This window comes from Bacillus sp. GM2, from assembly GCF_056155945.1.
Genome location: NZ_JBRKSZ010000007.1, coordinates 779,113 through 803,366 on the forward strand (window position 1 = coordinate 779,113; position 24,254 = coordinate 803,366).

27 protein-coding genes are annotated in these 24,254 nt (G+C 46.5%); 25 read left to right on the top strand and 2 right to left on the bottom strand.

The features are described 5' to 3' along the window. The first annotated feature begins 15 nt into the window (after positions 1–15). The 16 genes from ACVC9U_RS04925 (at position 16) to ACVC9U_RS05000 (ending at position 14,274) form a co-directional block, all read left to right on the top strand. Positions 16–480: a PRC-barrel domain-containing protein gene (locus ACVC9U_RS04925; protein ID WP_075752056.1), complete on the top strand. Its 465-nt coding sequence runs from the start codon at positions 16–18 to the stop codon at positions 478–480. 15 nt (positions 481–495) lie between these two features. Next, entirely contained in the window at positions 496–687 is a 192-nt protein-coding gene (locus ACVC9U_RS04930; RefSeq protein ID WP_016885531.1) for a hypothetical protein, read from the top strand. Positions 688–702: 15 nt separating this feature from the next. Continuing rightward, positions 703–834: a YrzQ family protein gene (locus tag ACVC9U_RS04935; protein ID WP_003183926.1), complete on the top strand. Its 132-nt coding sequence runs from the start codon at positions 703–705 to the stop codon at positions 832–834. A gap of 87 nt (positions 835–921) precedes the next feature. Continuing rightward, positions 922–1,980, top strand: a complete 1,059-nt coding sequence (locus tag ACVC9U_RS04940) for an AI-2E family transporter (RefSeq protein ID WP_016885530.1) — start codon at positions 922–924, stop codon at positions 1,978–1,980. Between the two features lie 346 nt (positions 1,981–2,326). Further along, complete coding sequence (alaS, locus tag ACVC9U_RS04945) at positions 2,327–4,963, top strand: alanine--tRNA ligase (RefSeq protein WP_075752057.1); 2,637 nt, start codon at positions 2,327–2,329, stop codon at positions 4,961–4,963. Positions 4,964–5,046: 83 nt separating this feature from the next. Continuing rightward, a complete protein-coding gene (locus ACVC9U_RS04950; RefSeq protein ID WP_003183920.1) occupies positions 5,047–5,313 on the top strand; it encodes an IreB family regulatory phosphoprotein in 267 nt (88 codons plus the stop codon). Between the two features lie 6 nt (positions 5,314–5,319). After that, positions 5,320–5,739, top strand: coding sequence for a Holliday junction resolvase RuvX (ruvX, locus tag ACVC9U_RS04955; protein ID WP_003183918.1), 420 nt, complete (start codon positions 5,320–5,322; stop codon positions 5,737–5,739). A gap of 10 nt (positions 5,740–5,749) precedes the next feature. Further along, the gene (locus tag ACVC9U_RS04960; protein WP_016885528.1) at positions 5,750–6,034 is read left to right on the top strand and encodes a DUF1292 domain-containing protein; all 285 of its coding nucleotides are present in this window, start codon (positions 5,750–5,752) and stop codon (positions 6,032–6,034) included. Between the two features lie 194 nt (positions 6,035–6,228). Beyond that, complete coding sequence (mltG, locus tag ACVC9U_RS04965; RefSeq protein WP_075752099.1) at positions 6,229–7,341, top strand: endolytic transglycosylase MltG; 1,113 nt, start codon at positions 6,229–6,231, stop codon at positions 7,339–7,341. A gap of 146 nt (positions 7,342–7,487) precedes the next feature. Continuing rightward, a complete protein-coding gene (locus ACVC9U_RS04970) occupies positions 7,488–8,150 on the top strand; it encodes an O-methyltransferase (RefSeq protein WP_441390169.1) in 663 nt (220 codons plus the stop codon). Beyond that, entirely contained in the window at positions 8,147–9,076 is a 930-nt protein-coding gene (locus ACVC9U_RS04975; RefSeq protein ID WP_075752103.1) for a peptidase U32 family protein, read from the top strand. The genes ACVC9U_RS04970 and ACVC9U_RS04975 overlap by 4 nt, the downstream gene beginning before the upstream one ends. A gap of 14 nt (positions 9,077–9,090) precedes the next feature. Continuing rightward, a complete protein-coding gene (locus tag ACVC9U_RS04980; protein ID WP_441390171.1) occupies positions 9,091–10,359 on the top strand; it encodes a peptidase U32 family protein in 1,269 nt (422 codons plus the stop codon). Between the two features lie 4 nt (positions 10,360–10,363). Continuing rightward, complete coding sequence (udk, locus tag ACVC9U_RS04985; RefSeq protein ID WP_075752107.1) at positions 10,364–10,999, top strand: uridine kinase; 636 nt, start codon at positions 10,364–10,366, stop codon at positions 10,997–10,999. Between the two features lie 238 nt (positions 11,000–11,237). Then, positions 11,238–11,714 (top strand): transcription elongation factor GreA, encoded by a 477-nt coding sequence (gene greA / locus ACVC9U_RS04990; protein WP_020452389.1) that lies wholly within the window; start codon positions 11,238–11,240, stop codon positions 11,712–11,714. Positions 11,715–11,768: 54 nt separating this feature from the next. Then, positions 11,769–13,523: a peptidoglycan D,D-transpeptidase FtsI family protein gene (locus tag ACVC9U_RS04995; protein WP_441390174.1), complete on the top strand. Its 1,755-nt coding sequence runs from the start codon at positions 11,769–11,771 to the stop codon at positions 13,521–13,523. Positions 13,524–13,581: 58 nt separating this feature from the next. Further along, positions 13,582–14,274, top strand: coding sequence for a YrrS family protein (locus ACVC9U_RS05000; RefSeq protein ID WP_123032355.1), 693 nt, complete (start codon positions 13,582–13,584; stop codon positions 14,272–14,274). A gap of 247 nt (positions 14,275–14,521) precedes the next feature. Here ACVC9U_RS05000 and ACVC9U_RS05005 read toward each other — a convergent pair whose 3' ends face one another. Then, positions 14,522–14,725 (bottom strand): YrzA family protein, encoded by a 204-nt coding sequence (locus tag ACVC9U_RS05005; protein ID WP_043928220.1) that lies wholly within the window; start codon positions 14,723–14,725, stop codon positions 14,522–14,524. 189 nt (positions 14,726–14,914) lie between these two features. On the opposite strand from ACVC9U_RS05005, the gene ACVC9U_RS05010 reads away from it, so the two are divergent. The 7 genes from ACVC9U_RS05010 (at position 14,915) to ACVC9U_RS05040 (ending at position 19,594) form a co-directional block, all read left to right on the top strand. Further along, positions 14,915–15,556, top strand: coding sequence for a class I SAM-dependent DNA methyltransferase (locus tag ACVC9U_RS05010; RefSeq protein ID WP_145653533.1), 642 nt, complete (start codon positions 14,915–14,917; stop codon positions 15,554–15,556). A gap of 21 nt (positions 15,557–15,577) precedes the next feature. Then, positions 15,578–16,273, top strand: a complete 696-nt coding sequence (mtnN, locus tag ACVC9U_RS05015; RefSeq protein WP_123032357.1) for a 5'-methylthioadenosine/S-adenosylhomocysteine nucleosidase — start codon at positions 15,578–15,580, stop codon at positions 16,271–16,273. A 52-nt stretch (positions 16,274–16,325) separates the two neighbouring features. After that, complete coding sequence (locus ACVC9U_RS05020) at positions 16,326–17,249, top strand: PLP-dependent cysteine synthase family protein (protein WP_441390177.1); 924 nt, start codon at positions 16,326–16,328, stop codon at positions 17,247–17,249. Position 17,250: 1 nt separating this feature from the next. Next, complete coding sequence (locus tag ACVC9U_RS05025) at positions 17,251–18,393, top strand: bifunctional cystathionine gamma-lyase/homocysteine desulfhydrase (protein WP_441390179.1); 1,143 nt, start codon at positions 17,251–17,253, stop codon at positions 18,391–18,393. Positions 18,394–18,481: 88 nt separating this feature from the next. After that, positions 18,482–18,715: a YrhC family protein gene (locus ACVC9U_RS05030; RefSeq protein ID WP_011198155.1), complete on the top strand. Its 234-nt coding sequence runs from the start codon at positions 18,482–18,484 to the stop codon at positions 18,713–18,715. Between the two features lie 406 nt (positions 18,716–19,121). Further along, complete coding sequence (locus tag ACVC9U_RS05035; protein WP_020452381.1) at positions 19,122–19,271, top strand: YrzI family small protein; 150 nt, start codon at positions 19,122–19,124, stop codon at positions 19,269–19,271. Between the two features lie 173 nt (positions 19,272–19,444). Further along, positions 19,445–19,594, top strand: a complete 150-nt coding sequence (locus ACVC9U_RS05040) for a hypothetical protein (RefSeq protein ID WP_164468297.1) — start codon at positions 19,445–19,447, stop codon at positions 19,592–19,594. 98 nt (positions 19,595–19,692) lie between these two features. Here the strand turns inward: ACVC9U_RS05040 and ACVC9U_RS05045 are convergent, their stop codons facing one another. After that, the gene (locus ACVC9U_RS05045) at positions 19,693–19,842 is read right to left on the bottom strand and encodes a YjcZ family sporulation protein (protein WP_003183876.1); all 150 of its coding nucleotides are present in this window, start codon (positions 19,840–19,842) and stop codon (positions 19,693–19,695) included. A 267-nt stretch (positions 19,843–20,109) separates the two neighbouring features. On the opposite strand from ACVC9U_RS05045, the gene ACVC9U_RS05050 reads away from it, so the two are divergent. Continuing rightward, positions 20,110–20,715 carry a class I SAM-dependent methyltransferase gene (locus ACVC9U_RS05050; RefSeq protein ID WP_441390182.1) on the top strand — a complete coding sequence of 202 codons (606 nt, stop codon included), beginning with the start codon at positions 20,110–20,112 and terminating at the stop codon, positions 20,713–20,715. 171 nt (positions 20,716–20,886) lie between these two features. After that, a complete protein-coding gene (locus ACVC9U_RS05055; protein ID WP_441390184.1) occupies positions 20,887–24,030 on the top strand; it encodes a S8 family peptidase in 3,144 nt (1,047 codons plus the stop codon). Positions 24,031–24,254: the final 224 nt, after the last annotated feature.

Below are 24,254 nucleotides of genomic sequence, written 5' to 3' on the forward strand. Positions count from 1 at the left end.
GTGGTTGATCACACTTTGAGAACATGCAATGAGCTGGAAGGACTCAATGTTTACGACAGACAATCTTCCCTCCCGCTTGGGGTGGTAACAGATATCTGTTTTTCCCATGAAGGGACATGTCTCGGATTGATTATGGAAGAGAAGCGGCGCTTTTACAATCCCCGTTCGCTTCTTCCGCTTCCCGCTGTCACCGAAATCGGATGTGACGGCGTATACGTTGATTTCACCGAATTCAAGCCGATGCAAGTTCCGAAGCAGAGTCTTTCTTATGACCAGATGAAACAAAAAATGGTCAAAAACGGAGCAGGAGACACGCTGGGCATGCTGGAAGATGTATACTTTTCTTCCGACACGGGCATAATCGTAGCATATGAACTATCAGACGGTTTTTTTGCCGATTTGTCAGGCGACAAAAAGCAGATTCACTCATCTGGGGAACCGCTTGAAGTAGGCAGAAGCACAATCGTCTTGAACGAATAAGAGGTGTGTGTTCAAATGCTCGTTTGCCCGAATTGCAAAAGCAAAAACATCGGCAAAATCGGTGTAAATCAATATTACTGCTGGGGATGCTTTATTGAGCTGACCCTTTCAAAAGGAAAAATTTCGACTCATCAAGTCGAAGAGGACGGAACATTGAGCAGCCTGGACGATCTGTTTTCAGATGACGAACGAACGATTAACCTTTGAATGGAGGTTAGAAAGTTGAATCGTACAATGACTTCTCTTATTTCTTTAGGAGCCGGGGCTTTGATGTACTACATGGCGTCTCAGAACGATATGATGAACAAGCGAAACATGAGAAAGCTGAGAAGACGCGTCATGAAAATGTTTTAAGCAGAAGGGATACCCTTAAAAGGGTGTCCCTTTTTTCTTCGGGAATAATTACAAGCAGAAATCAAAAGCTAACAAGGGGTGAAAAAAATGCTGAAAAAACCGCTGCAGCTTTTAATGTGGGTTTCGATCTTCATGCTTTTGCTATTAACCGTCTATATCTTTTTGCAGCTGAGAATGATTTGGGAGCCTGTCTGCGTGCTGCTGAAGTCGATTCTGATCCCGCTTGTAATTGCGGTTTTTATCACCTATCTGCTTTTGCCTGTCGTTGAAAAGATACACCAGGCCGGCGTGCCGAGAACATTGAGTATTTTGCTGATTTATTTTTTGTTTTTTGCCGGTCTCGGCTACGCTTTTTACAAAGGGGTGCCGATTCTCATTAAACAGCTGACAGAGCTATCAGAGGGAATTCCGTTTCTTGCCGCATCTTACGAAAGCATGCTGGATCAGCTGCATCATCATACAGACGGCTGGCCCGACGGTATGCACGACAGGATCGACAGGTTCGTCAATCAGACGGAAGAATTCGTAGCAAGCTGGGTGGAACGGACGATCAGAAGCATCCGGTTCGTTTTTGATTATATGCTCGTGGCGGCGATTATTCCTTTTTTAGTATTCTACATGGTGAAAGATATTGATACGATGAAGAAGGCGGTATGGTATTTGACGCCTTCTTCATGGAGGTCGAGAGGCAGCGAATTCATCCGCGATGTCGATGATTCTCTTGGAGACTACATCAGAGGACAGCTTTTTGTCTGTCTTGTCATCGGCTTGGGAGCGAGCCTGTCATTTTGGTTTTTTGACCTGCCCTATCCGCTGATCCTCGGCCTTGTCATCGGCGCGACAAATGTCATCCCGTATTTCGGTCCCGTCATCGGCGCGATTCCCGCCGTCATGGTAGCCGCCGCTTTATCGACGAGGCTCGTTTTTGTGGTGATCATTACGATTTTGGTGCTGCAGTTTATCGAAGGCAATATTCTCGGCCCTCTTGTCGTCGGCAAAAGCCTGCATATGCATCCCGTCGTCATTATGCTTGGATTGCTGGCGGGCGGGGAGCTTGCCGGCATCATCGGCATGATTCTGGCTGTGCCTGTCATGGCCGTTATCAAAGTGATGTTCGTCCATTTTTTAGCGGCAAGAAAAGCGTGAGCGGCAGAAGTTTGACATAACGGCTTCCGTTGTCTATAATTTCGAAATAGACATACATACGTATCTCGTTTGACGGATCCGAGTATACTGAAAGCCCTGTTTGATAGAGAGAAGCTCCATTGCGGTGAAAGAGCTTTAACAGAAGATCAGTAGAAGCTAATCCTGAGTGCAGGCGAAAACCTGCCGTCTTCATCCGGCGTTATTCGGATATCAAGGTGATGGGCGTTTTGTTACGCCCATAATCAGGGTGGTACCGCGAGAGGAGCTCTCGTCCCTGTGTAAACGTTGTTTGCATAGGGCGGGGGCTTTTTAATTTGCATGTGCATCATTAAAGGAGGAAAAAATAATGAAGACATTAACATCCGCACAAGTGCGCCAAATGTTTTTAGATTTTTTTAAAGAAAAAGGGCATGCCGTTGAACCGAGCGCCTCTCTTATTCCGCATGAAGATCCCTCCCTGCTTTGGATCAACAGCGGAGTCGCGACGCTGAAAAAATATTTTGACGGACGGGTTGTGCCGGAGAATCCGCGCATCTGCAACGCTCAAAAATCAATCAGGACGAACGATATTGAAAATGTCGGGAAAACAGCCCGACACCATACGTTCTTTGAAATGCTCGGAAACTTTTCGATCGGCGATTATTTCAAAGAAGAAGCGATCGAGTGGGCATGGGAATTTTTAACCGATCAAAAATGGATCGGCTTCGATCCCGAACGCCTGTCAGTCACGGTCCATCCGGAAGATGACGAAGCGTATGAATTATGGTCAAAAAAGATCGGCGTTCCTGAGGAACGGATCATCAGACTGGAAGGAAACTTCTGGGATATCGGTGAAGGCCCGAGCGGACCGAATACCGAAATTTTCTATGACCGCGGTGAAGATTATGGAAATGACCCGTCTGATCCAGAACTTTACCCGGGCGGGGAGAACGAGCGTTACCTTGAAGTATGGAACCTTGTGTTCTCCGAGTTCAACCACAATCCTGACGGAACATACACACCGCTTCCGAAGAAAAACATCGATACGGGGATGGGTCTTGAACGGATGGTATCTGTTATTCAAGATGCCAAGACGAACTATGATACGGATTTGTTTATGCCGATCATCAAGGCGACAGAAGCCATTTCAGGAGAAAAGTACGGCACATCTGCTGAAAAAGATACGGCATTTAAGGTTGTGGCCGACCATATCCGGACGGCTGCGTTTGCGGTCGGCGACGGAGCGCTTCCGTCAAACGAGGGGCGCGGCTATGTCATCAGAAGGCTGCTTCGCCGCGCTGTCCGATATGCGAAGTCCATCAATATCAACCGTCCGTTTATGTATGAGCTCGTTCCGGTAGTTGCCGACATCATGGCCGCATTCTACGGCGAAGTCAAAGAAAAAGCGGACTTTATCGCGAAAGTCATCAAAACAGAGGAAGAACGCTTCCATGAAACATTGCACGAGGGCTTGGCGATTCTCTCAGAAGTGATTCAAAAGGAAAAAGCAAAAGGAAACCGCATCATTTCCGGGGAAGATGTCTTTAAACTGTATGATACGTATGGATTCCCTGTTGAGCTGACCGAAGAATACGCCGAAGATGAAGGCATGGAAGTCGATCATGACGGATTTGAGCGCGAGATGGACAAGCAGCGCGAACGGGCCCGGCAGGCGCGCCAGGACGTCGGCAGCATGCAGGTTCAAGGCGGCGCTCTCCGCGATATCATGACAGAAAGCGAGTTCATCGGCTATTCCGATATCAAGACGGAAACGAAAATCGCCGAGCTTCTTCAAGACGGGGAACTTGCCGACCTTGTTCAAGAAGGCAAGAAGGTTCAGTTTATCCTGGAAAAAACCCCGTTCTATGCTGAAAGCGGCGGACAAATCGGTGATAAAGGCTGGGTTAAAAGCGGGGATGCCGCTATTCGCGTCACAGACGTTAAAAAAGCGCCGAACGGCCAGCACCTCCATGAAGGGATCGTGGAAAGCGGCGCAATTAAAAGAGGCATGAGCGTGACCGCAGAAGTCACGGAGCGGCTCAGAAAAGACATCGTCAAAAACCATACCGCGACACACCTGCTTCATCAGGCGCTGAAAGATGTGCTCGGCACCCATGTCAACCAGGCCGGCTCGCTAGTCACTGACAGCCGTCTGCGCTTTGACTTCTCTCACTTTGGACAGGTGACTAAGGAAGAACTCGAACAAATTGAAACAAAAGTGAACGAGAAAATTTGGGCATCGATTCCTGTGCAAATCGACTTAAAACCGATTGATGAAGCGAAAGCGATGGGAGCCATGGCGCTGTTTGGAGAAAAATACGGAGACATCGTCCGCGTCGTTCAGGTCGGCGACTACAGCATCGAGCTGTGCGGAGGCTGCCACGTGAGAAACACAGCTGAAATCGGCCTCTTTAAGATCGTGTCCGAATCAGGCATCGGGGCCGGCACCCGCAGGATCGAAGCTGTAACAGGGCAGGGCGCTTATGAAGAGATGAACGCCAAACTGGAGCTTCTCGAGCAGGCGGCAGAAGTCCTGAAAACCAACGTGAAGGAAGTGCCGAAACGGATCGAAGCGCTCCAGTCTGATTTGAAAGAAGCCCAGAGAGAAAACGAATCTTTATTGGCGAAACTGGGCAATAAAGAAGCCGGAGAGATTTTAGAAAAAGTAAAAGAAATTGACGGAATCAAACTGCTCGCAGAAAAAGTGAATGCCAAAGATATGAATCACCTGCGCACAATGGTTGACGATCTGAAGGCGAAATTGGGCTCAGCCGTCATCGTTCTCGGGGCGGTTCAAAACGAAAAAGTGAATATTTCCGCCGGAGTTACAAAAGATTTAATAGAGCGGGGTTTCCACGCAGGCAAGCTTGTCAAGCAAGTCGCAGAAGCATGCGGCGGAGGCGGAGGCGGCCGTCCGGACATGGCGCAGGCGGGAGGAAAACAGCCTGAGCGGCTTGCTGAAGCATTAGCATCTGCGGAAGAATGGGTAAAATCCGTTTTATAAATAGCCGTTGTGGTGTAGAATGGTGATTAGAAGGTAATCAGGCTGAAACTTTGCCTGCGAATTTGGGAAAGAGGTGCAAAACGGTGAGCTCATTTGATAAGACGATGAAATTTAACTTTTCCGACGATTCGATGGAAACCAATGTAAATGAAGTGCTGATAACCGTCCATGATGCGCTTCAGGAAAAAGGCTACAACCCGATCAACCAAATTGTCGGATATCTGCTATCAGGAGATCCCGCTTACATTCCAAGGCATCGAGATGCACGTAACCTGATTCGGAAAATAGAAAGAGACGAGATAATCGAAGAATTGGTTAAATCGTACTTAGAACAGCATAAAGAGGCGTAAACAAGCATGCGAATATTAGGTCTGGATTTAGGTTCGAAAACGCTCGGCGTAGCGCTGAGCGATGAAATGGGCTGGACGGCTCAAGGGATAGAAACGATTAAAATCGACGAGGCGGGCGGTGACTACGGCTTGAACCGCCTCGCCGAATTGACGAAAGACTATGTAATTGACAAGATTGTACTCGGTTTTCCCAAAAACATGAATGGAACCGTCGGCCCGAGGGGGGAGGCGAGCCAGAAGTTCGCGGAAGTGCTTGAAGAAACGTTTCAAGTTCCCGTCGTGCTTTGGGACGAGCGCCTCTCGACAATGGCGGCCGAAAGAATGCTGATTTCAGCAGATGTAAGCAGGCAGAAAAGAAAAAAAGTAATTGATAAAATGGCGGCCGTGATGATCCTTCAAGGATATCTCGACAGCCTAAACTCATGAGGTGATCAAGATGGAACACGGAGAAAAAAACATTACGATTGTAGACGATAAAGGAAACGAACAGCTGTGTGAAGTGCTCTTCACATTTGACAGCGATCAGTTTAACAAGTCATACGTGCTTTATTATCCGGTTGAAGCACAGGATGAGGAAGAGATCGAGATCCATGCTTCAAGCTTCGTACCGAATGAAGCCGGAGAAGACGGCGAACTGATGCCGATTGAAACAGAAGAAGAGTGGGATATGATCGAAGAGACGCTGAACACGTTTTTAGCGGATGAAGACGAAGAAGAATAAAGCAGCGGCTGAACCGCTTGACAAAATCCTAAAACTTAAACCGTTTTAGGATTTTGTCATTTTTTAAATGGACATCTGCAATCATTTGCGCCCTGCTGCCGACAGGCGGCTTTTTTTATTAAAACATTTTGTAATAAATTGCCGAATGATAACGAATCATGTAGTATATACCATGGGAGGAGAGGAGGACACCAATGTTTGAAGATCAGACAAAGAAACCGTTTATAAAAAGACTCCTTAAACATAAAATAAAGTTTTGGCTGACTGTGGCCGCGGTTCTGCTGATTTTAACCGCAGGGGCTGTTTCGCTCTACGTCAAATCGGCGCTCGAACCGGTCGATAAAAATAATGCAAAAACGGTCAGCGTCTATATTCCGGAAGGATCGACCGTTACGTCGATCGCCGCCAAACTGAAAAAAGAGGACCTAATTAAAAACGAAAAAGTATTTATCGCTTATGTGAAATTTAAAAATGCCTCCGGCTTTCAAGCTGGGAATTTTCAGCTCAGCCAGTCGATGGATGCGGCCGGCATGGTCAAAAAACTGACAAGCGCTTCGCATGTACCGGCATTTAAAATCACCGTTCCTGAAGGAAGGCAGCTCCAGGAAATCGCAGCTATCATCGCCGGACAAACCAACTACTCGGAAGCGGACATTATGAAAAAGCTGGATGACCGCGAATTCATCAGCCGATTAAAACAGAAGTATCCGAAATTGATCACCGACGACGTGCTAAACAAGAATATCAAGCATCCGCTTGAAGGATACCTGTATCCTGCGACATATCCGTTTTACGACCCTGAGACGAAGCTGGATGCAATCATCGAAGCGATGATCAAACAAACAGATCAGCTGGCTGAAAAGTATGAAAAGCAGATGAAAGACAAAAAGATGTCCGTCCACAAAGCCTTGACGATGGCTTCTTTAATTGAAGAAGAGGCTACCGAAAAAGCGGACCGGCACAAAATCTCAAGCGTCTTCTACAACCGCATCAGCAAAAACATGCCATTGCAAACGGATCCGACCGTTTTATACGCGCTGGGGGAACATAAAAACCGTGTCATGTACAAAGACCTTGAAGCGGATTCCCCGTATAATACGTACAAACATACCGGTCTACCGCCTGGGCCGATTGCTAACGCGGGAGAGAGCTCCTGGGAAGCGGCATTAAATCCGGAGCAAACAGACTATGTTTATTTCCTTGCAAAGAAAAATGGGGAAGTCGTCTTTACAAAAACGCTTGAAGAACACAATAAAGCAAAAGCAAAATACATTACGAACACGCAGGACGAGGAAAAAGGAGAGTAAAAAATACTCTCCTTTTATTCGCAAATACAAAGGTTTTATGATAAAATATATCGGGTTGTTTATTGAGAAAAGACAGTCGACTGCTTTAGGAGAGTGCTGCACATCTGACCTAAGGCTCTTTTTTATGAAAGGGAGGCCATCTGCCCGTGAAGATTGGACACGAAGAATTGACCGGCTATCTTGAAAAGCTGCTAAAGCAGAGGCCGGCTGAAATTATGAAACTGGAGGCCTATGCTGAAGAGCATGGCGTGCCCATTATGGAACCGACAGGAATCGAAGTGCTCCTGCAGCTTCTTTCACTTAAAAATCCGAAAAAAATTCTTGAAATCGGTACCGCCATCGGTTATTCGGCGATTCGGATGGCACTTGCCCTTCCCGAAGCTGAAATCTTTACGATCGAGCGCGATGAAGACAGGTATCGGGAAGCGCTGAAAAACATCCGGTCATTCCAGCTTGAAAACAGAATTCACGTGTTCTTCGGCGATGCGCTCAGCGAGTCTGACCCCGTTCAATCGATGGCTCCCTATGATGCGCTGTTTATCGATGCCGCAAAAGGCCAGTATCAGAAGTTTTTCAGTATATATGAAAAAATGCTCGCCGATGACGGCATCATTTTTACTGACAATGTCCTTTTCAAAGGCCTTGTCGCATCAGATTACAATCAGATCGAAAACAAGCGCATCAAAAAGCTTGTATCGAAAATAGATCAGTACAATCATTGGCTGATGGAGCATCCTGACTACCACACGGCGATCATGCCTGTGGGCGACGGATTGGCCGTCAGCCAAAAAAGAGGTGAACGGATATGAAAAAACCTGAACTGCTTGTGACGCCGACGGCTGTTTCGGATATTAAGCCTTTGGCAGAGGCAGGCGCCGATGCGTTTATCATCGGTGAACAAAGGTTCGGTCTGCGTTTAGCCGGGGAGTTTTCCAGAGAGGAAGTAAAGGAAGCCATCATTCAGGCTCATCAAAAAGGCGCAAAAGTATATGTTGCGGTGAACGCGATTTTTCACAATGACCGGGTGCCAGAACTGAATGACTATCTTTCATTCTTGGACGAGGCAGGCGCGGATGCGGTTGTCTTCGGCGATCCCGCCGTACTGATGGCCGCACGGGAATCAGCGCCGAACATGAAACTTCACTGGAATACGGAAACGACCGCAACCAACCATTATTCCTGCAACTATTGGGGGCGAAAGGGCGCGAAGCGCGCGGTGCTCGCAAGAGAGCTCAACATGGACAGCATCGTTGAGATTAAAGAGAAAGCCGAAGTCGAGATTGAAATTCAGGTTCACGGCATGACATGCATGTTCCAGTCAAAGCGCTCCCTGATCGGCAACTATTTTGAATACCAGGGAAAAGTCATGGATATCGAAGGCAAGAAAAAAGAAAAAGGCATGTATCTTCATGATCAAGAACGCGGTAACAAATATCCGATTTTCGAAGACGAAAACGGCACGCACATCATGAGTCCGAATGATGTCTGCATCATTGATGAGCTTGAGGATTTAATCGATGCCGGCATCGATTCATTTAAAATCGAAGGAATTTTAAAATCGGTCGAATACATGACTGAGGTAACGGCCATGTACCGCGAAGCCATCGACCTTTGCATCGCAGACAGAGAAGCATACGAAGACAAGAAAGAACAATGGATCGAGCGGATCGAACAGCTGCAGCCTGCTAACCGCAGCATCGATACCGGATTCTTTTTCAAAGAAACAGTATACTAAAAGGAGGGATAGCCATGTCTGCAGTAAAAGATAAAATTTCCAAAATCGTTGATGGAAAACGCGTCATTACGAAAAAGCCAGAACTTCTTGCTCCGGCGGGAAATTTGGAAAAACTGAAAATCGCTGTCCACTATGGCGCAGACGCTGTATTTATCGGCGGACGTGAATATGGACTCCGCTCAAACGCAGATAACTTTTCAATTGAAGAAATGGCTGAAGGTGTCGAATTTGCGAAAAAATACGGCGCAAGAATTTATGTGACGACAAACATTTTTGCGCATGAAGAAAATATCGACGGACTGGAAGACTATTTGCGCGACCTCGAGGGAGCAGGCGTGTCAGGCATTATCGTCGCTGATCCCCTGATCATTGAAACATGCCGCAAGGTAGCGCCGAAGCTGGAAGTGCATTTGAGCACCCAGCAGTCCCTTTCAAACTGGAAAGCCGTTCAGTTCTGGAAGGAAGAAGGCCTTGAGCGGGTCGTGCTCGCGCGTGAAACGAGCGCACTTGAGATCAGAGAAATGAAAGAAAAAGTTGATATTGAAATCGAAACATTCATACACGGTGCGATGTGCATCGCTTATTCCGGCCGCTGCGTGCTCAGCAACCATATGACGGCCAGAGACTCTAACCGCGGAGGCTGCTGCCAGTCATGCCGATGGGACTATGATTTGTATCAGACGGACGGGACGAATGCACTGCCGCTATATGAAGAAGGCGATGCTCCATTTGCGATGAGCCCGAAAGATCTGAAGCTGATTGAATCGATTCCGCAAATGATTGAAATGGGCATCGACAGCCTGAAAATCGAAGGCCGGATGAAATCGATCCACTACATTGCGACAGTCGTCAGTGTGTACAGAAAAGTGATCGATTCTTATTGCGCTGACCCCGAAAATTTCGTCATCAAAGAAGAATGGCTGAAAGAACTGGACAAATGCGCCAATAGAGACACGGCGCCTGCTTTCTTTGAAGGAACCCCCGGATATGAAGAGCAGATGTTCGGTGTCCACGGCAAAAAGACAACATACGACTTTGCCGGACTTGTCCTTGATTATGATGAAGAGACAAAAATGGTCACGCTCCAGCAGCGGAACTTCTTTAAAACCGGAGATGAAGTCGAATTTTTCGGTCCGGAAATCGAAAATTTCACATGCAAAATTGACACGATTTGGGACGAAAAAGGCAATGTGCTTGATGCAGCCCGCCATCCCCTGCAGATCGTCAAATTTAAAGTGGACAACAAGATATATCCTAGCAACATGATGAGAAAGGGGCAGTAATGGCATGGGGAAAAAACCGGTAGTTATCGGCATAGCGGGAGGCTCCGGCTCTGGAAAAACGAGCGTCACCAGATCCATTTATGAACAGTTTAAAGGTCATTCGATCTTGATGCTCGAACAGGATTTATATTATAAAGATCAGAGCCATCTGCCGTTTGAAGAGCGGCTGAACACGAACTACGACCATCCGCTTGCATTTGATAATGACTATTTGATCGAGCATTTAAACGAATTGCTTGCCTACAGGCCGATCAAAAAGCCGATTTACGATTACAAGCTGCATACGCGTTCAGAGGAAGTCGTGCACGTCGATCCGAAAGATGTTATTATTTTGGAAGGAATCCTTGTTCTCGAGGATGAAAGGCTCCGCGACTTAATGGACATCAAGCTGTATGTCGATACGGATGCCGACCTGCGGATCATCAGAAGGATGGTCAGAGATATAAAAGAAAGAGGACGTTCGATCGATTCTGTCATCGAGCAGTATATCTCAGTCGTCAGACCGATGCATAACCAGTTTGTCGAACCGACGAAACGCTATGCCGATATCATTATTCCGGAGGGCGGACAAAACCGCGTCGCCATCGACCTGATGGTAACAAAAATACAAACTATTCTTGAACAAAACGCGATTTTATAATAACATAGCATAGACAAACACAACTCTGACCATATTATGTATAGAAATTGAAGGGTTCTCATCCTGAGCCCTTCTTTAACTGTATAAGCACCATTTACCGGAGCCTTCCATCCGGTTTATATGATACTTTACAAATATGGGAGAGAAGAAGGGGACAAGGGTTGTCCTCATTCTTGTATATTCAAGTCTATACCTCACATACAAGTGATGAGGAACCAACTAGAAGGAGTGAAGGAACATGGCACAAGAGAAAGTATTTCCTATGACAGAAACGGGAAAGAAAAAACTGGAAGAAGAACTTGAGTATTTGAAAACGGTTAAACGCAAAGAAGTTGTTGAACGTATTAAAGTGGCAAGAAGCTTCGGAGACCTCTCCGAAAACTCCGAATACGATTCAGCAAAAGAAGAACAAGCTTTTGTAGAAGGGCGCATCACAACCCTTGACAATATGATCCGCAACGCAAAGATCATCGAAGACGACGGTGCAAACTCTGATATCGTCGGCCTCGGAAAAACCGTTACATTTACGGAGCTTCCCGACGGTGAAGAAGAATCTTATACCATTGTGGGCAGCGCGGAAGCCGACCCGTTTGAAGGAAAAATCTCGAACGATTCCCCAATCGCGAAAAGCCTTCTCGGCAAACAGGTCGGGGACGAAGTAACCGTTCAAACACCGGGCGGCGAAATGCTTGTAAAGATTGTGAAAATTTCATAAAATTTGTTTAGCAAACGATGACCTCGTCCACAATGTGGATGAGGTGTTTTTATTATGAAATGGCAAAAGCGCATGAAGTGGGTGTCGATTATCATTTCGGCTGCCCTGTTATTTCTGCTGATCAGGCTCGCTGAAATTCAACTGTTTTTTACCGAATCCTTTTCTAAACGAAATGTGAACTTAATCCAGGAAAGCGTCAAACAGCGCACGGAGGAAGTTCGGATTTCAGACGGGAGAGGATCTTTTTTAGATCGGAACGGCGAACATTTGTCCGTCAGACAAAAACCGGCCATCGTCTTATTTCCTTTTTTAAAACATCAGCCATGGCCGGCCGAAGAAGCAGCCGACATTTTAAACATGACAAAAGATGAGCTCGAGAATAAGCTTGAGCATGCGAAAAAACCTGTGATTCTCACAACACATGAAGGAGCGTCCGTTTCAAAGACGGCTCTCGAAAAAATCAATAAACTGAAATATCCCGGCGTTTACGGCGTATACATAGAAGAAACAGAAAAGAACAGGCTGGCTTCGCATACGCTCGGTATGACCAATCAAGACCCGGACCTTCTCCGTCGAAAATATCCAGATAAAGACGACCTCTCCATCAGCACGAAAATCGGCACCTTCGGCATGGAGCGGACATTTGATGAATTCCTGCTCCCTGAACAAGACACAAAACTGTTGTACCATGTGGACGGATTGGGAAACCCTTTGTTCGGTATGGACGTCAAATATACGGCAGACGCAAATCCGTTTTACCCGCTGCAAGTCAAAACAACGATCGACAAAAAGGTTCAGCGGGCAATGGAAGATGTACTGGCTGACCATCAGCTTGATAAAGGCGGGGCGGTTCTGCTTGACATCGAGACGAACGGCGTGGCGGCGATTGCGAGCAAGCCCGATCTCAACATGGCATCGCAAAAAACAAGGCAGAACTATATGCTGACACCGGTATATCCCGGCTCGGTTTTTAAAACCGTGATTGCCGCGGCAGCGATAGAAAACGGCTTGGACCATCCGTCAAAAACCTTTAACTGCAATTTGAACCTGTACGGTGAGACCGGAGAAGACAAAGGGAAGCTCAGCTTGGAAGACAGTTTTGCGGAAAGCTGCAACTACACGTTTACTAATCTTGCCGGACAGCTCGTTGAAAAAAACAGCTCCGTGATCGAAGATACCGCCGCAAAGCTTGGGCTGACCGGACGGGTCGGCTGGGAAGGGAAGCTGTATCATGAAGATGAGTTCAGGCAGTTTTATCATGAAACTGCCGGATCAATCTGGGGGGATGAAAAGGACAAAAAAGTTAAAAAAGCTGTAGCCCAGACCGCCATCGGCCAAAAAAATGTGAAGCTGACCCCGTTGGAAATCGCCAACATGATGGCGACCATCGCAAGAGGCGGAGAGAAAAAACAAGTCAAGATCGCAGACCAGATCGAATATAAAAACGGCACATTGATGACGGCTTTTAAAGATCACAAGCTCCCCGGAGAGAAAATCGATCAGTATACAGCGCAAAAGCTGCAGAAACTGCTCAGAAAAGTCGTCACCTCTGAAAAGGGGACAGGCCGGCGCTTCAGCGATCTTCCGTACGAAGTAGCGGGAAAATCGGGCACAGCGCAGACAGGCAGGACGACAGTTGATAAAAAAACGCTCTATCATAAATGGTTCGCAGGTTATTTTCCGGCGGACAAGCCGAAATATGCGCTCGTCGTCGTCCATATGGATACGCCGGATAGCAAGGCTGCGACAAATGCCGTATTTTATGATATTGTTAAAAAAGTATATGAAATTGAAAAGAACCAGACATAGAAGAATGCCTCAGGTGATGATAAAATAGAAAGCGAGGCAAGAGGGAAAAAGGAGTGCAATGAACTTGAGCGAAACAAGGGAATCTCGTTTTGAAAATCGTGATAAGCGCAGGAAAGCGAATCTTGTGCTTAACATTTTAATAGGCATCGTATTGGTGTTAATCGTTGTCGTCGCCAGCAGTCTGATGATGAACAGCCCGAAGGAGCAGGCGCAGCAAGATGCTTCGAAAAACGATTCTGAACAGACGACAGAAGCACCTGCTTCCGACAATAAGAAACAAACGTCTGACGAAGATGTAAAAGATGAGGACAAAGGAAAAAGCGATTCTGCCGATAAAGAAGACAGCGATTCCGACTCGGACAAGGATAAAGAATCTGCTTCAGACGAGGACAAATCAACATCAGATGATCCGTTTGAAGGAGCCGAAGTGAAAGAAGGCGGTTCAAGCGCCAATGTTGAAAAAACGATCATCAATCCTGACTGGAAGCCTGTCGGCACACAACAGAGCGGACAGCATACCGCAACATATGATTCTTCTTCACAAGACTGGAAAGAAATGCTTGAAGCCATTTCATATGCGACAGGGGTTTCCCAGGATAACATGACGTTGATCTGGCTCGGAAACAACGGCAGCCCGCAAGATGCGAAAGGAACCATTCAGGCGAAGGACACCGGCGTCAAATACCAGGTAGCCATTACTTGGGTTGACGGAAAAGGCTGGAAGCCGACAAAAGTTGAACAGTTGAAATAAAGAAATAAGCGGCCGGTTGTTAAAACCGGCCGCTTTCAGCGTGTCGAGAAACCCTCGCATTCGTTGTCAGGCCTGCGCGTCGGTGCTCACGAATTCCAACATTCGCTCCGCTCCGATGCTCGGCCTTCCTAGACTGCAAGGGTTTTCAATCACGCTGAAGGGATGACAAAATCCCAAAACAAAAAGTCGTTTTGGGATTTTGTCAACAATCTAAAAGCGCCCGGTTGTTAAAACCGGGCGCTTTTTTTTATGATTCGGCTTTAAAATGAACGACTGCGCTGTAGTGGATCCGTCCGTCAATGACCGCTGTCTGATGGGAAACCGAATGGACCCTCAGCAAAATCGCCTGGTTGTTTTCAATCTGCTGACTGATCTTTTTTTCAAGCTCCTCTAAGCTCAGCGCCTCAAAAAACTCAATTTTATCTTTGATCAGATCGAGCCCGAAGTTCATAAACCAATCCTCCATTCGTTTCATGTCATTTTTTATTAAAGCAGAGAAGCTGCCGGGTGACAAGGGAAATATAACCAAGCCTTTTTTGTACCCAAAACGAACGACTTATGGTAGGATAAGAACTAATCAACCGAATAAATCATACTATACTTATAGGAATTGTAAAAATAGATGGAGAGTGACGATAAAATGGGAAGAGAGTTCATTCCTTTATTTGAGAACTGGGCAAATTCTTATGATGATACAGTAGTTGGCCGCGATCTTCAGTACAAAGAAGTGTTTCGCAACTACGACGGCATTCTGGATGATGTCGTCAGCCGCTCCGGGCATAAAGTTCTTGAATTCGGCGTCGGCACTGGCAATCTGACTGCAAAATTGCTTGCAGCCGGAAAGGGAGTCACAGGTGTAGAACCTTCAAAAGCAATGAGAGAAATTGCCGAGGCAAAGCTAGCGGAGAATGCAGTGATCGTTGACGGAGACTTTCTCGACTTTCCGGAACCGCCGTTTTCTCCCGACACGATTGTCAGTTCCTATGCGTTTCACCACCTGACAAACGATGAGAAGCGGGAGGCTGTGAAGCGATATGGAAAAATGCTCGGAAAGCATGGTAAAATAGTGTTTGCTGATACCGTCTTCAAGGATCGGGAAGCCTTCTCTGCCGCTGTTAAAAAAGCGAAGGAAAAAGGGTTCCTGCAATTGGCGGAAGACCTTGAAACGGAACATTATCCGACGATTTCGGAGATGGAAACGATCTTTACCTCAGAACAATTCAGTATCGCCTTTCAAAAGCATAATGATTTTGTCTGGGTAATGGAAGCGGCAAAATTGTAATTTGAAGGGAAGTTTTAAGATATGAAAATCGCAGTTATCGGAGCAATGGAAGAAGAAGTCACGATTTTGCGAAGCAAGCTCGAACAGACGAACCAAGAAGTCATCGCAAACTGTGAATTTACCAGCGGATTTTATGAAGGAAAAGAAGTCGTACTTTTAAAGTCCGGCATCGGCAAAGTCAATGCAGCCATGAGCACGACGATTCTGCTCGACCGCTTTCAACCGGACGTTGTCATCAACACCGGATCAGCCGGCGGCTTCCATCATTCGCTTAATGTCGGAGACATCGTCATCTCGACCGAAGTCCGCCATCATGATGTCGATGTCACGGCATTTGATTATGAATATGGACAGGTTCCGAATCTGCCGGCCGCATACAAGGCCGACAGTGCATTGATCCAAGCGGCGGAAGACGAAGCGTCTGAACTGGGACACATTCAGGTTGTCAAAGGAACGATTGCAACAGGCGATTCCTTTATGAGCGATCCTGACCGCGTGGCATTCATCCGCGGCAAGTTTGAAGACCTATACGCGGTTGAAATGGAAGCGGCTGCTGTCGCACAGGTTTCTTATCAATTTAATACGCCGTTCGTTGTCATCAGGGCGCTTTCAGACATCGCCGGAAAAGAGTCTGAAATTTCATTTGACCAATTTTTGGAGCAGGCTGCCAAGCATTCGACAGACCTTGTGCTCCGCATGATCAAAAGAATCAATTAAAAACAGGGGGGGAGCCCCCCTCTGTTTTGCACCTCTTGAAGGAGGAAGGAACATGAATGTGATCAAGGACATCACCCAATTGATCGGCAAAACGCCGCTTCTGCAGATTTTGAATTTTCACATCCCGAGCGGTGTTAACATATATGCAAAGCTTGAAATGATGAATCCGGGAGGCAGCATTAAAGACCGGCTCGGAGAAGTGATGATTGCTGAAGCCGTCGATTCGGGAAAGCTGAAACCCGGTGGAACGGTCATTGAGGCGACCGCAGGCAATACGGGAATCGGGCTGGCCCTCACCGCCAGAAAGCACGGGATTAGACCCGTTTTTTGCGTACCCGAGCATTTCAGCATGGAAAAACAGTCGATCATGAAAGCGCTCGGCGCTCGAATTGTTCATACCCCCAGAAGTGCCGGAATGAAGGGTGCGATTGAAAAGGCACTTGAACTTGAGAAGGAGATTCCCGATTCTTATTGCATTTTGCAGTTTAAAAACCCAGTAAATCCATTGGCTTACTATAAAACGATCGCCCCGGAAATATGGGATGATCTTGACGGCCGGATTGACGTCTTCGTCGCCGGTGCTGGATCAGGCGGCACATTTGCGGGAACCGCCAAGTTTCTAAAAGAAAAAAATCCGTCCATTAAAACGGTTATTGTTGAACCTGAAGGCTCGATTTTAAACGGAGGGGAACCGCACGGACATAAAACCGAAGGAATCGGAATGGAATTCATTCCGGAATATATGGACGAAAGCCATTTCGATGAGATTTACACCGTGCTTGACGAAGATGCGTTCCGGCTTGTAAAAGAAGCCGCTGAAAAGGAAGGGCTTCTGATCGGAAGCTCATCAGGCGCCGCGTTGTTTGCCGCGTTAAAGGAAGCCGAAAAAGCGAAAGCCGGCACAAACATTGTGACAATTTTCCCCGACAGCAGCGACCGCTATTTAAGCAAAAAAATTTACGAAGGAGGAATATGATATGAAGCCAAAAACGAAAATGATTCACGGCGGCATTACAGGAGACGAAAAAACAGGAGCGGTATCGGTTCCTATTTACCAAGTCAGCACGTACAAACAGCCGCGCGCCGGACAGCATACAGGATACGAATATTCCCGGACGGGAAATCCGACAAGAACGGCGCTCGAATCCTTGATCGCGGATGTTGAAGGCGGTGCAGCAGGCTACGCGTTCGGCTCTGGGATGGCAGCGATCACAGCGGTCATGATGCTTTTTAAAAGCGGCGATCACATCGTGTTGACAGATGATGTATACGGCGGCACATACCGCGTGATGACAAAGGTGATGAATCGCATCGGCATTGAAGCGACCTTCAGTGACACGAGCAGCATTGAAGACATCGAAAAAGCGATCAAGCCGAATACAAAGGCGATTTATGTTGAGACGCCGACAAATCCTTTATTGAAAATCACTGACATCAAGAAAGCCGCTGAAACAGCGAAAAAGCACGGCCTGTTGCTGATTGTCGACAACACCTTCTACACGCCGTACTTTCAAAACCCAATCTCGTTGGGAGCCGATATCGTCCTTCACAGCGCGACGAAGTACTTGGGCGGACACAGCGATGTCGTCGGCGGACTGGTTGTGACAGCCTCGAAGGAACTCGCAGAAGAGATCCATTTCATTCAAAACTCTACAGGCGGGATTCTCGGGCCTCAGGATTCCTGGCTCTTAATGAGGGGGATGAAAACCCTTGGCTTGAGAATGGAAGCCCATGAGCAAAATGCCAGGAAAATCGCGGCTTTTTTAGACGATCATCCCGCCGTCAAAAGGGTTTATTATCCAGGGCTGCCGTCTCATCCGGGACATGAGCTTGCCAAGCGGCAAAGCACGGGCTTCGGCGGCATGATCTCGTTTGATATCGGAAAAGAAGAGAACGTGGACCTTGTCCTTGGCCGTCTGAAATGGTTTACGATTGCCGAAAGCCTTGGCGCGGTTGAAAGCCTGATTTCGGTGCCGGCGCGGATGACTCACGCTTCGATCCCGCGTGAACGCAGGCTGGAGCTTGGCATTACAGACGGATTGATCCGCATTTCCGCCGGGGTTGAAGATATTGACGATCTGTTGGAAGACTTGCAGCAAGCGCTGGCCCCTCTTTCTTAAAATGGCTGAATTTACATGTCTGGTCATCTGTCAATCTATGTTATTCTCAAATCATATCCATTATGAAACAAAAGCAGGTGATCATGACATGCAGAAGAAAAAAGTCAAATCGCTGATGGAAGACTATAAGCAGTTTGCTTTTACGCTTCTCAGCGTAAGCGCATTTTTATATATCGGATCGGTCATTCCCGGACAAGGTTTGGAAACCGGCCAAAAGATGACAATGATGCTCGCGACATGCGGCTTTTTAGGAGGAGCTTTCTATTGTGTGAAGCGCTCGCTCAAATATAAAAGACAATTAGACGAAATGGAAGAATCATAAGCAGAGAGACTCCTGAAGGGGTTCTCTGCTTTTTTTTGCTCGATCAATCCGTCCATTTTTAAAAAAAACGGTTTACAAACAGGAATTTGATGGATATACTTACAAAGTAAACAAAAAGCAAAGGAGGTTGATGAACATGAAACCAGCACTGACTACATACATTAGACTTTGTGAATGCCAATATCATGATTCATCAAACCTGTGGGAGAGATTGTGTACTTCCTTAACCGATGCTTTTTCAGCACAGCCGGTCCGTTAGGAAGTTAGGCATAATAATACGCTGCTCCTCCCGCAAGATAAAGACTCGATTCGTTTTTATCTGGCGGTTTTTGTTTGCGCCCGCAGGTTTGTCAGATAATCTGCGGGCTGTTTTTGTTTTTAGCGAACTTGAAAGGAGGTGAGCGATTTGACAATAAATCTATTCTTCTTAACACTAACCATTCAGAGAAGATTTAAAAGTCCGGAAGAGTACGAGCGAGAATACGAAATTGAACAAATGTACAATGAAATGAAAGACCTGCAGCTGAAATATCTTTACATGAACAGCCAGCGCTAGCTTAAAGCGCGAAAAAAAAATAAAGGAGGAGATCAAGATGATGCATAGAAGGGAACTGTTGGCACATTACACTCGGGAGAAGGACCAGGTTTAGCCGGGGCTGAAACGAGTTCCGCATCTCCGCTTTTCTGCATAATATGAAGCAAGCAATTCAAGGAATGCGGGTGAACAGCATGCAGAAAAACGGCAGAATGCCTTTTATCGGCCACGGGTATACATCGATGCCCCATTCTTTCAAGCACGGATACGGTAATCCGTACCGGCGCCAAAGAATGGAGATGGCGCGCCAATTCGGGTATTGGCCGCATTATTGGTATTATTGAGAAAGAGCAGAAAACGGTTTGTTTTCTGCTCTTTTTTATTTGGACAAACTGAATGGCAAAATAAAAAGGGGGGGCTTTAAATCCCCCCTCCAGTTCATTTAGCAGACGTAACAAGCGCCGATGATAATTAAAAGAATGAATAGAACCACAACAAGCGCGAATCCGCCTCCATAGCCGTATCCGCCGCCGTATCCGCCAGGGTAGCCACCCCAGCCGCCGCAGCATCCGCCGCCGTAACCAAAGCCCATAAATAGCACCACCTTTTAGTGAAAATTCCATATATACTATGCATGGGTTTAGGTTGTGGAAAGGGCGGATAGACCAAATCATTAAAAAAACAGTTTTCATAAAGCGAAACATTTTCAAAGCTGAAGCCGTCTAGTTATGGAATGTAACAAAAGAATGCAGTTATTTTTGCAAATCCTTTTAATATTCGGTGCATTGACCGATATGAGTGGGGAAAGGCCCGTTTGAACGATTTGCGGGCTAATTAGAATTAAAGCAGGTGTTTTAACGTGTTTGAACAATGGCTTGGAAAACAATTGCGGAGCCCGAGAGGCATTTTGTCGAAATGGGTCGCGTCATATATAGAAAACGGAAATCATGATATAAACGAATGGACCATCAATTTAATGGATGTCTGTCCGCATGAGCGCATCCTTGAAATCGGAACGGGAAGCGGAGCGGCACTTTATCGGATTGCGGAGATGCTTGAGGGCGGCAAGGCCTGCGGCATAGACGCATCAAAAAGCATGGTCAAGCAGGGAATGCGGCGAATCCGTCATGTGAAAGAAGAAGGAAAAGCCGAATTAAAGCTTGGCCATGCCGAACAAATTCCTTATCCGGATCGTTCTTTTCATAAAGTATTTTCAGTCCACACCATTTATTTTTGGACGGATTTCAAACAGGCATTAAAAGAAATTTACCGTGTTTTACAGGTTGACGGCACGCTGTTTCTCGCTGTGCATCTGGAAGGGCAAATGAAAAAATCGAAAAAAACAAAAGGCTTTTCCTTATACTCAGAAGAGCAAATCAAGCAACTGCTTGAGGAAAGCCATTTCAGAGACATCACGGTACATATGAACAAAAATTACTGCTGCATTTCTGCGGTAAAATCATGAACTTTGTATGATCATCCCTTTCAATACGGAAGGGATTTTTTATGTTTGATAGAGTTGAAACTGGATCTTAAATATCATATTTTTGATTTTTAAAGAAAAGTATTCCATTAACATAGCAAACATGGTTTAATATCAAAGTGAACGTTTTTACTATATTTTCCGGAGGTATTTATGAACAAAAGGATCGTGAAAAGTTCAATTGTTTTCTTTCTCCTTGCCGCATTAATTTTTGGCCAGCTGCCTTTACCGAAGACAATGGCAGCCGAAGACAGCGTTCCGAATAACGAAACCACATTGACCAGCGCGTCCCCTGTTGAAGCTTCGTTTCAAAGCGATGACGAGGTGCATTGGTATAAAGTCAATCCTTCAAATCAGGAAATCGCAAACTATACGCACTTCCGCGTCAAATTGAAATCAGATGCAGAGCTGAACATTTCCGTCTACTCCAGCCTGGAAAATGCAACTGGTCATCAAACGTTTGACCGATACAACGGCTACTCCTATGAAAATAATCCCGCTCTAATCGATTTTCCGATTGCCTGGAAAGGTCCTTACTACATAAAAGTAGAAAATCACCATGATGAGGAAAACGAAACCACTTCAATTACAGATATTTCTTACACCATAAGCTATGAAGGCGTCACCCTGCCTCCGTCAATCCAAGAGGCAGAAGAAGAGTGTCCGGCAGAATTAAGCGTCTCCGAAAGGGAAACAGGCAAGGGCATATTAAAACAGTTAAGAACGATCAGGGATGAAGTTCTTTCAAAAACTGAAAAAGGAAAAGAGCTGTCTTCCCTTTACTATAAAGCAGCTCCATTCATCAGCGCAAAAATGCTCTTTAACAAATCGATGAGAGACAGTGTCTACAAAGACCTGGTGCAGCTGAAGCCGCTGTTTGCCGATGTCGCAAAAAACGGACAAGTGAGCGCATACTCGATTACGAATGATGATCAAAAAGCGATCAGCCGCCTGTACGAAACAGCTCGCGCGTCCGTTCCCGAGCCGTTGAAAAAACAGCTGGATCAAGTCGCGAAAGACATCGGCATCGAACAATTAACAGGCAGCAAAGTATCGGCTGTGCTTGAAAAAGCGGGGATGGCGACAGCTTCATCAAGCGCGCCCGAAAACCGTTACATCGTAAAATTGAAAGAAGGCAAAAAACCGGGATCTTTCAAATCTAAAGCCCAATCATCCGGCGTCCAGGCATTAGAGCCCCTCGGTAAAAGCAAAACGGCATTTAAAGATATGTACGTTGTGGAAATGAAGGAAAGCCGTTCTTCCGGATTCAAAGCGGCGGCAAAGCAATATCAGGCGGCAGCCTCCAAGATCGCCAAGATGCCTGAAGTGGAATTCGTCGAACAGGTTCAGCAATATGAAGCACTGTCAAGAGACACCCAATATCCATATCAATGGTCGCTCAAAAATAACGGCAAAAACCGTGCTGCGAATGCTGACATACAATTTGAACAGCTTCAGAAGCTGATGAAAGGCAAAAAGCTGAAAGATACAGTAATCGCCGTCGTTGACACAGGCGTTGATCATACCCTTGCGGATTTAAGCGGCAGCGTCAAAAAAGACGAAGGCTATAACTATGTCGGCCGCACGGCGGATGCGATGGATGACAATGGCCACGGCACACACGTGTCAGGCATCATTGCAGCCGCGCAAGACAACCATTTTTCGATGGCGGGAATCAATGCTTATGCCAAAATTCTGCCTGTCAAAGTGCTGGATTCTTCAGGCAGTGGAGATACGGAACAGATTGCAAACGGCATCATCTATGCCGCCGACCACGGTGCAAAAGTCATCAATTTAAGTCTTGGCGGGCCATACAGCCGGGTGATGGAATATGCGCTTAAATATGCGGCTTCTAAAAATGTGACGATCGTTGCCGCCACCGGAAATGACGGAGTATCGGAGATTTCCTACCCTGCATCTTCGAAATATACGCTTTCAGTCGGGGCGACCAATAATCTCGATCTTGTCTCGGACTACTCCAATTATGGAAAAGGTCTCGATATGGTGGCGCCGGGAACCGATATTCCAAGCCTCGTTCCGGACGGGAATGTCACTTATATGAGCGGAACATCGATGGCGGCGCCGCACGTGGCAGCTGCAGCAGGACTTCTTTTGTCACAGAATCCGTCCTTGAAACCAAAGCAAATCGCAAGCCTATTGACCGAGACGACAGCAGATGTGGCATTTGAAGAGCAGGATAATCCAAACCCGGATTATGACCTGGATATAGAACCGGCTGCACAAATTCCCGGATATGACTTCGTCTCCGGGTGGGGAAGGCTGAATGTTTTTCATGCAGCCAGCGTTTTTGAGCTGAACATGAAGGTTCATCCCGTTTTAAACCGCCATACGGCAGTGACAGGCACAGCCAAAAGCGGTGTGACGGTCAAAATCTTGCGAGGGAAGCAAGTATTGGGGACGGGCACGGCCGGAAAATCAGGCGCGTTTTCAGTGAAAATTCCGGCCCAGAAGGCGGGGCAAGTTCTTCATGTCGCGGCATCGGGTTATCAGGCGGAAGCCTCGCTCAGAACCGTCGTGGAGAAAGCGCCGAAAAACCCGTCCGTCAAACGCATCACGAACAAAGATACTGCCGTAACGGGTAGAACGGCAGCCGGCTACACGATCAAAGTGAAAAACGCGTCCAAAAAAGTGATCGCGCAAGGCAAAGCGGATGCATCCGGAGCGTTTAAAGTGAAAATCAACAAGCAAAAAGAATATGCCGTTTTGTATGTCTCCGCATCTGCTGATGACCACAGAGAAAGCGGCGATGTCAAAATGACGGTGGCTGACGTCATCCCGCCAGGCGCCCCGAAAGTTTATCAGGTTTCCGATAAAAGTACGGTGATTCAGGGAAAAACAGAAGCAAACGCGCAAGTCAGCGCAAAAGCTAAAGGAAAGACGATCGCTTCCGGCAAAGCGAACGGAAAAGGTGAATACAAGCTGAAAATCAGCAGGCAAAAAGCCGGAACCGTCATCAGCGTAACAGCAAAGGATAAAGCCGCAAATATCAGCAAAGCGACAGATGTCACTGTGCTTGACAAAACCCCGCCGTCTGCGCCGAAGGTGAATCCGGTGACAAACAAGAGCACGGCCGTTAAGGGGAAAGCAGAAGCGAACGCCGCCATCATCGTCAAATCAGGAAAGAAAACGATCGGAACCGGCAAGGCCGATAAAAAAGGCGCGTTTTTTGTCAAAATAAAAAAACAAAAGGCAAACACCGTTTTAGCGGTCACTGCAAAAGATAAAGCCGGCAATACGAGCAAAGTGAGCAAAATAAAAGTCAAAAAGGCAAAATAATCCGATGGCGGAGGAACTGATGACATATCAGTTCCTCTTTTTTTCATCAAAATTAATATATAAGAATATTATTAAATCTGCACTGTCTATTTTCAATTTGTGATTTTCAGCTCATATCGCCAATTGGTCCTATTATCCCTTTTTTCATTTTCCCTTAAAAATTTTTATATTAAAAAAGGAATCTTCGGGTGTTCTGTCAAAAAGTGAATGTATTGGAAACAGCG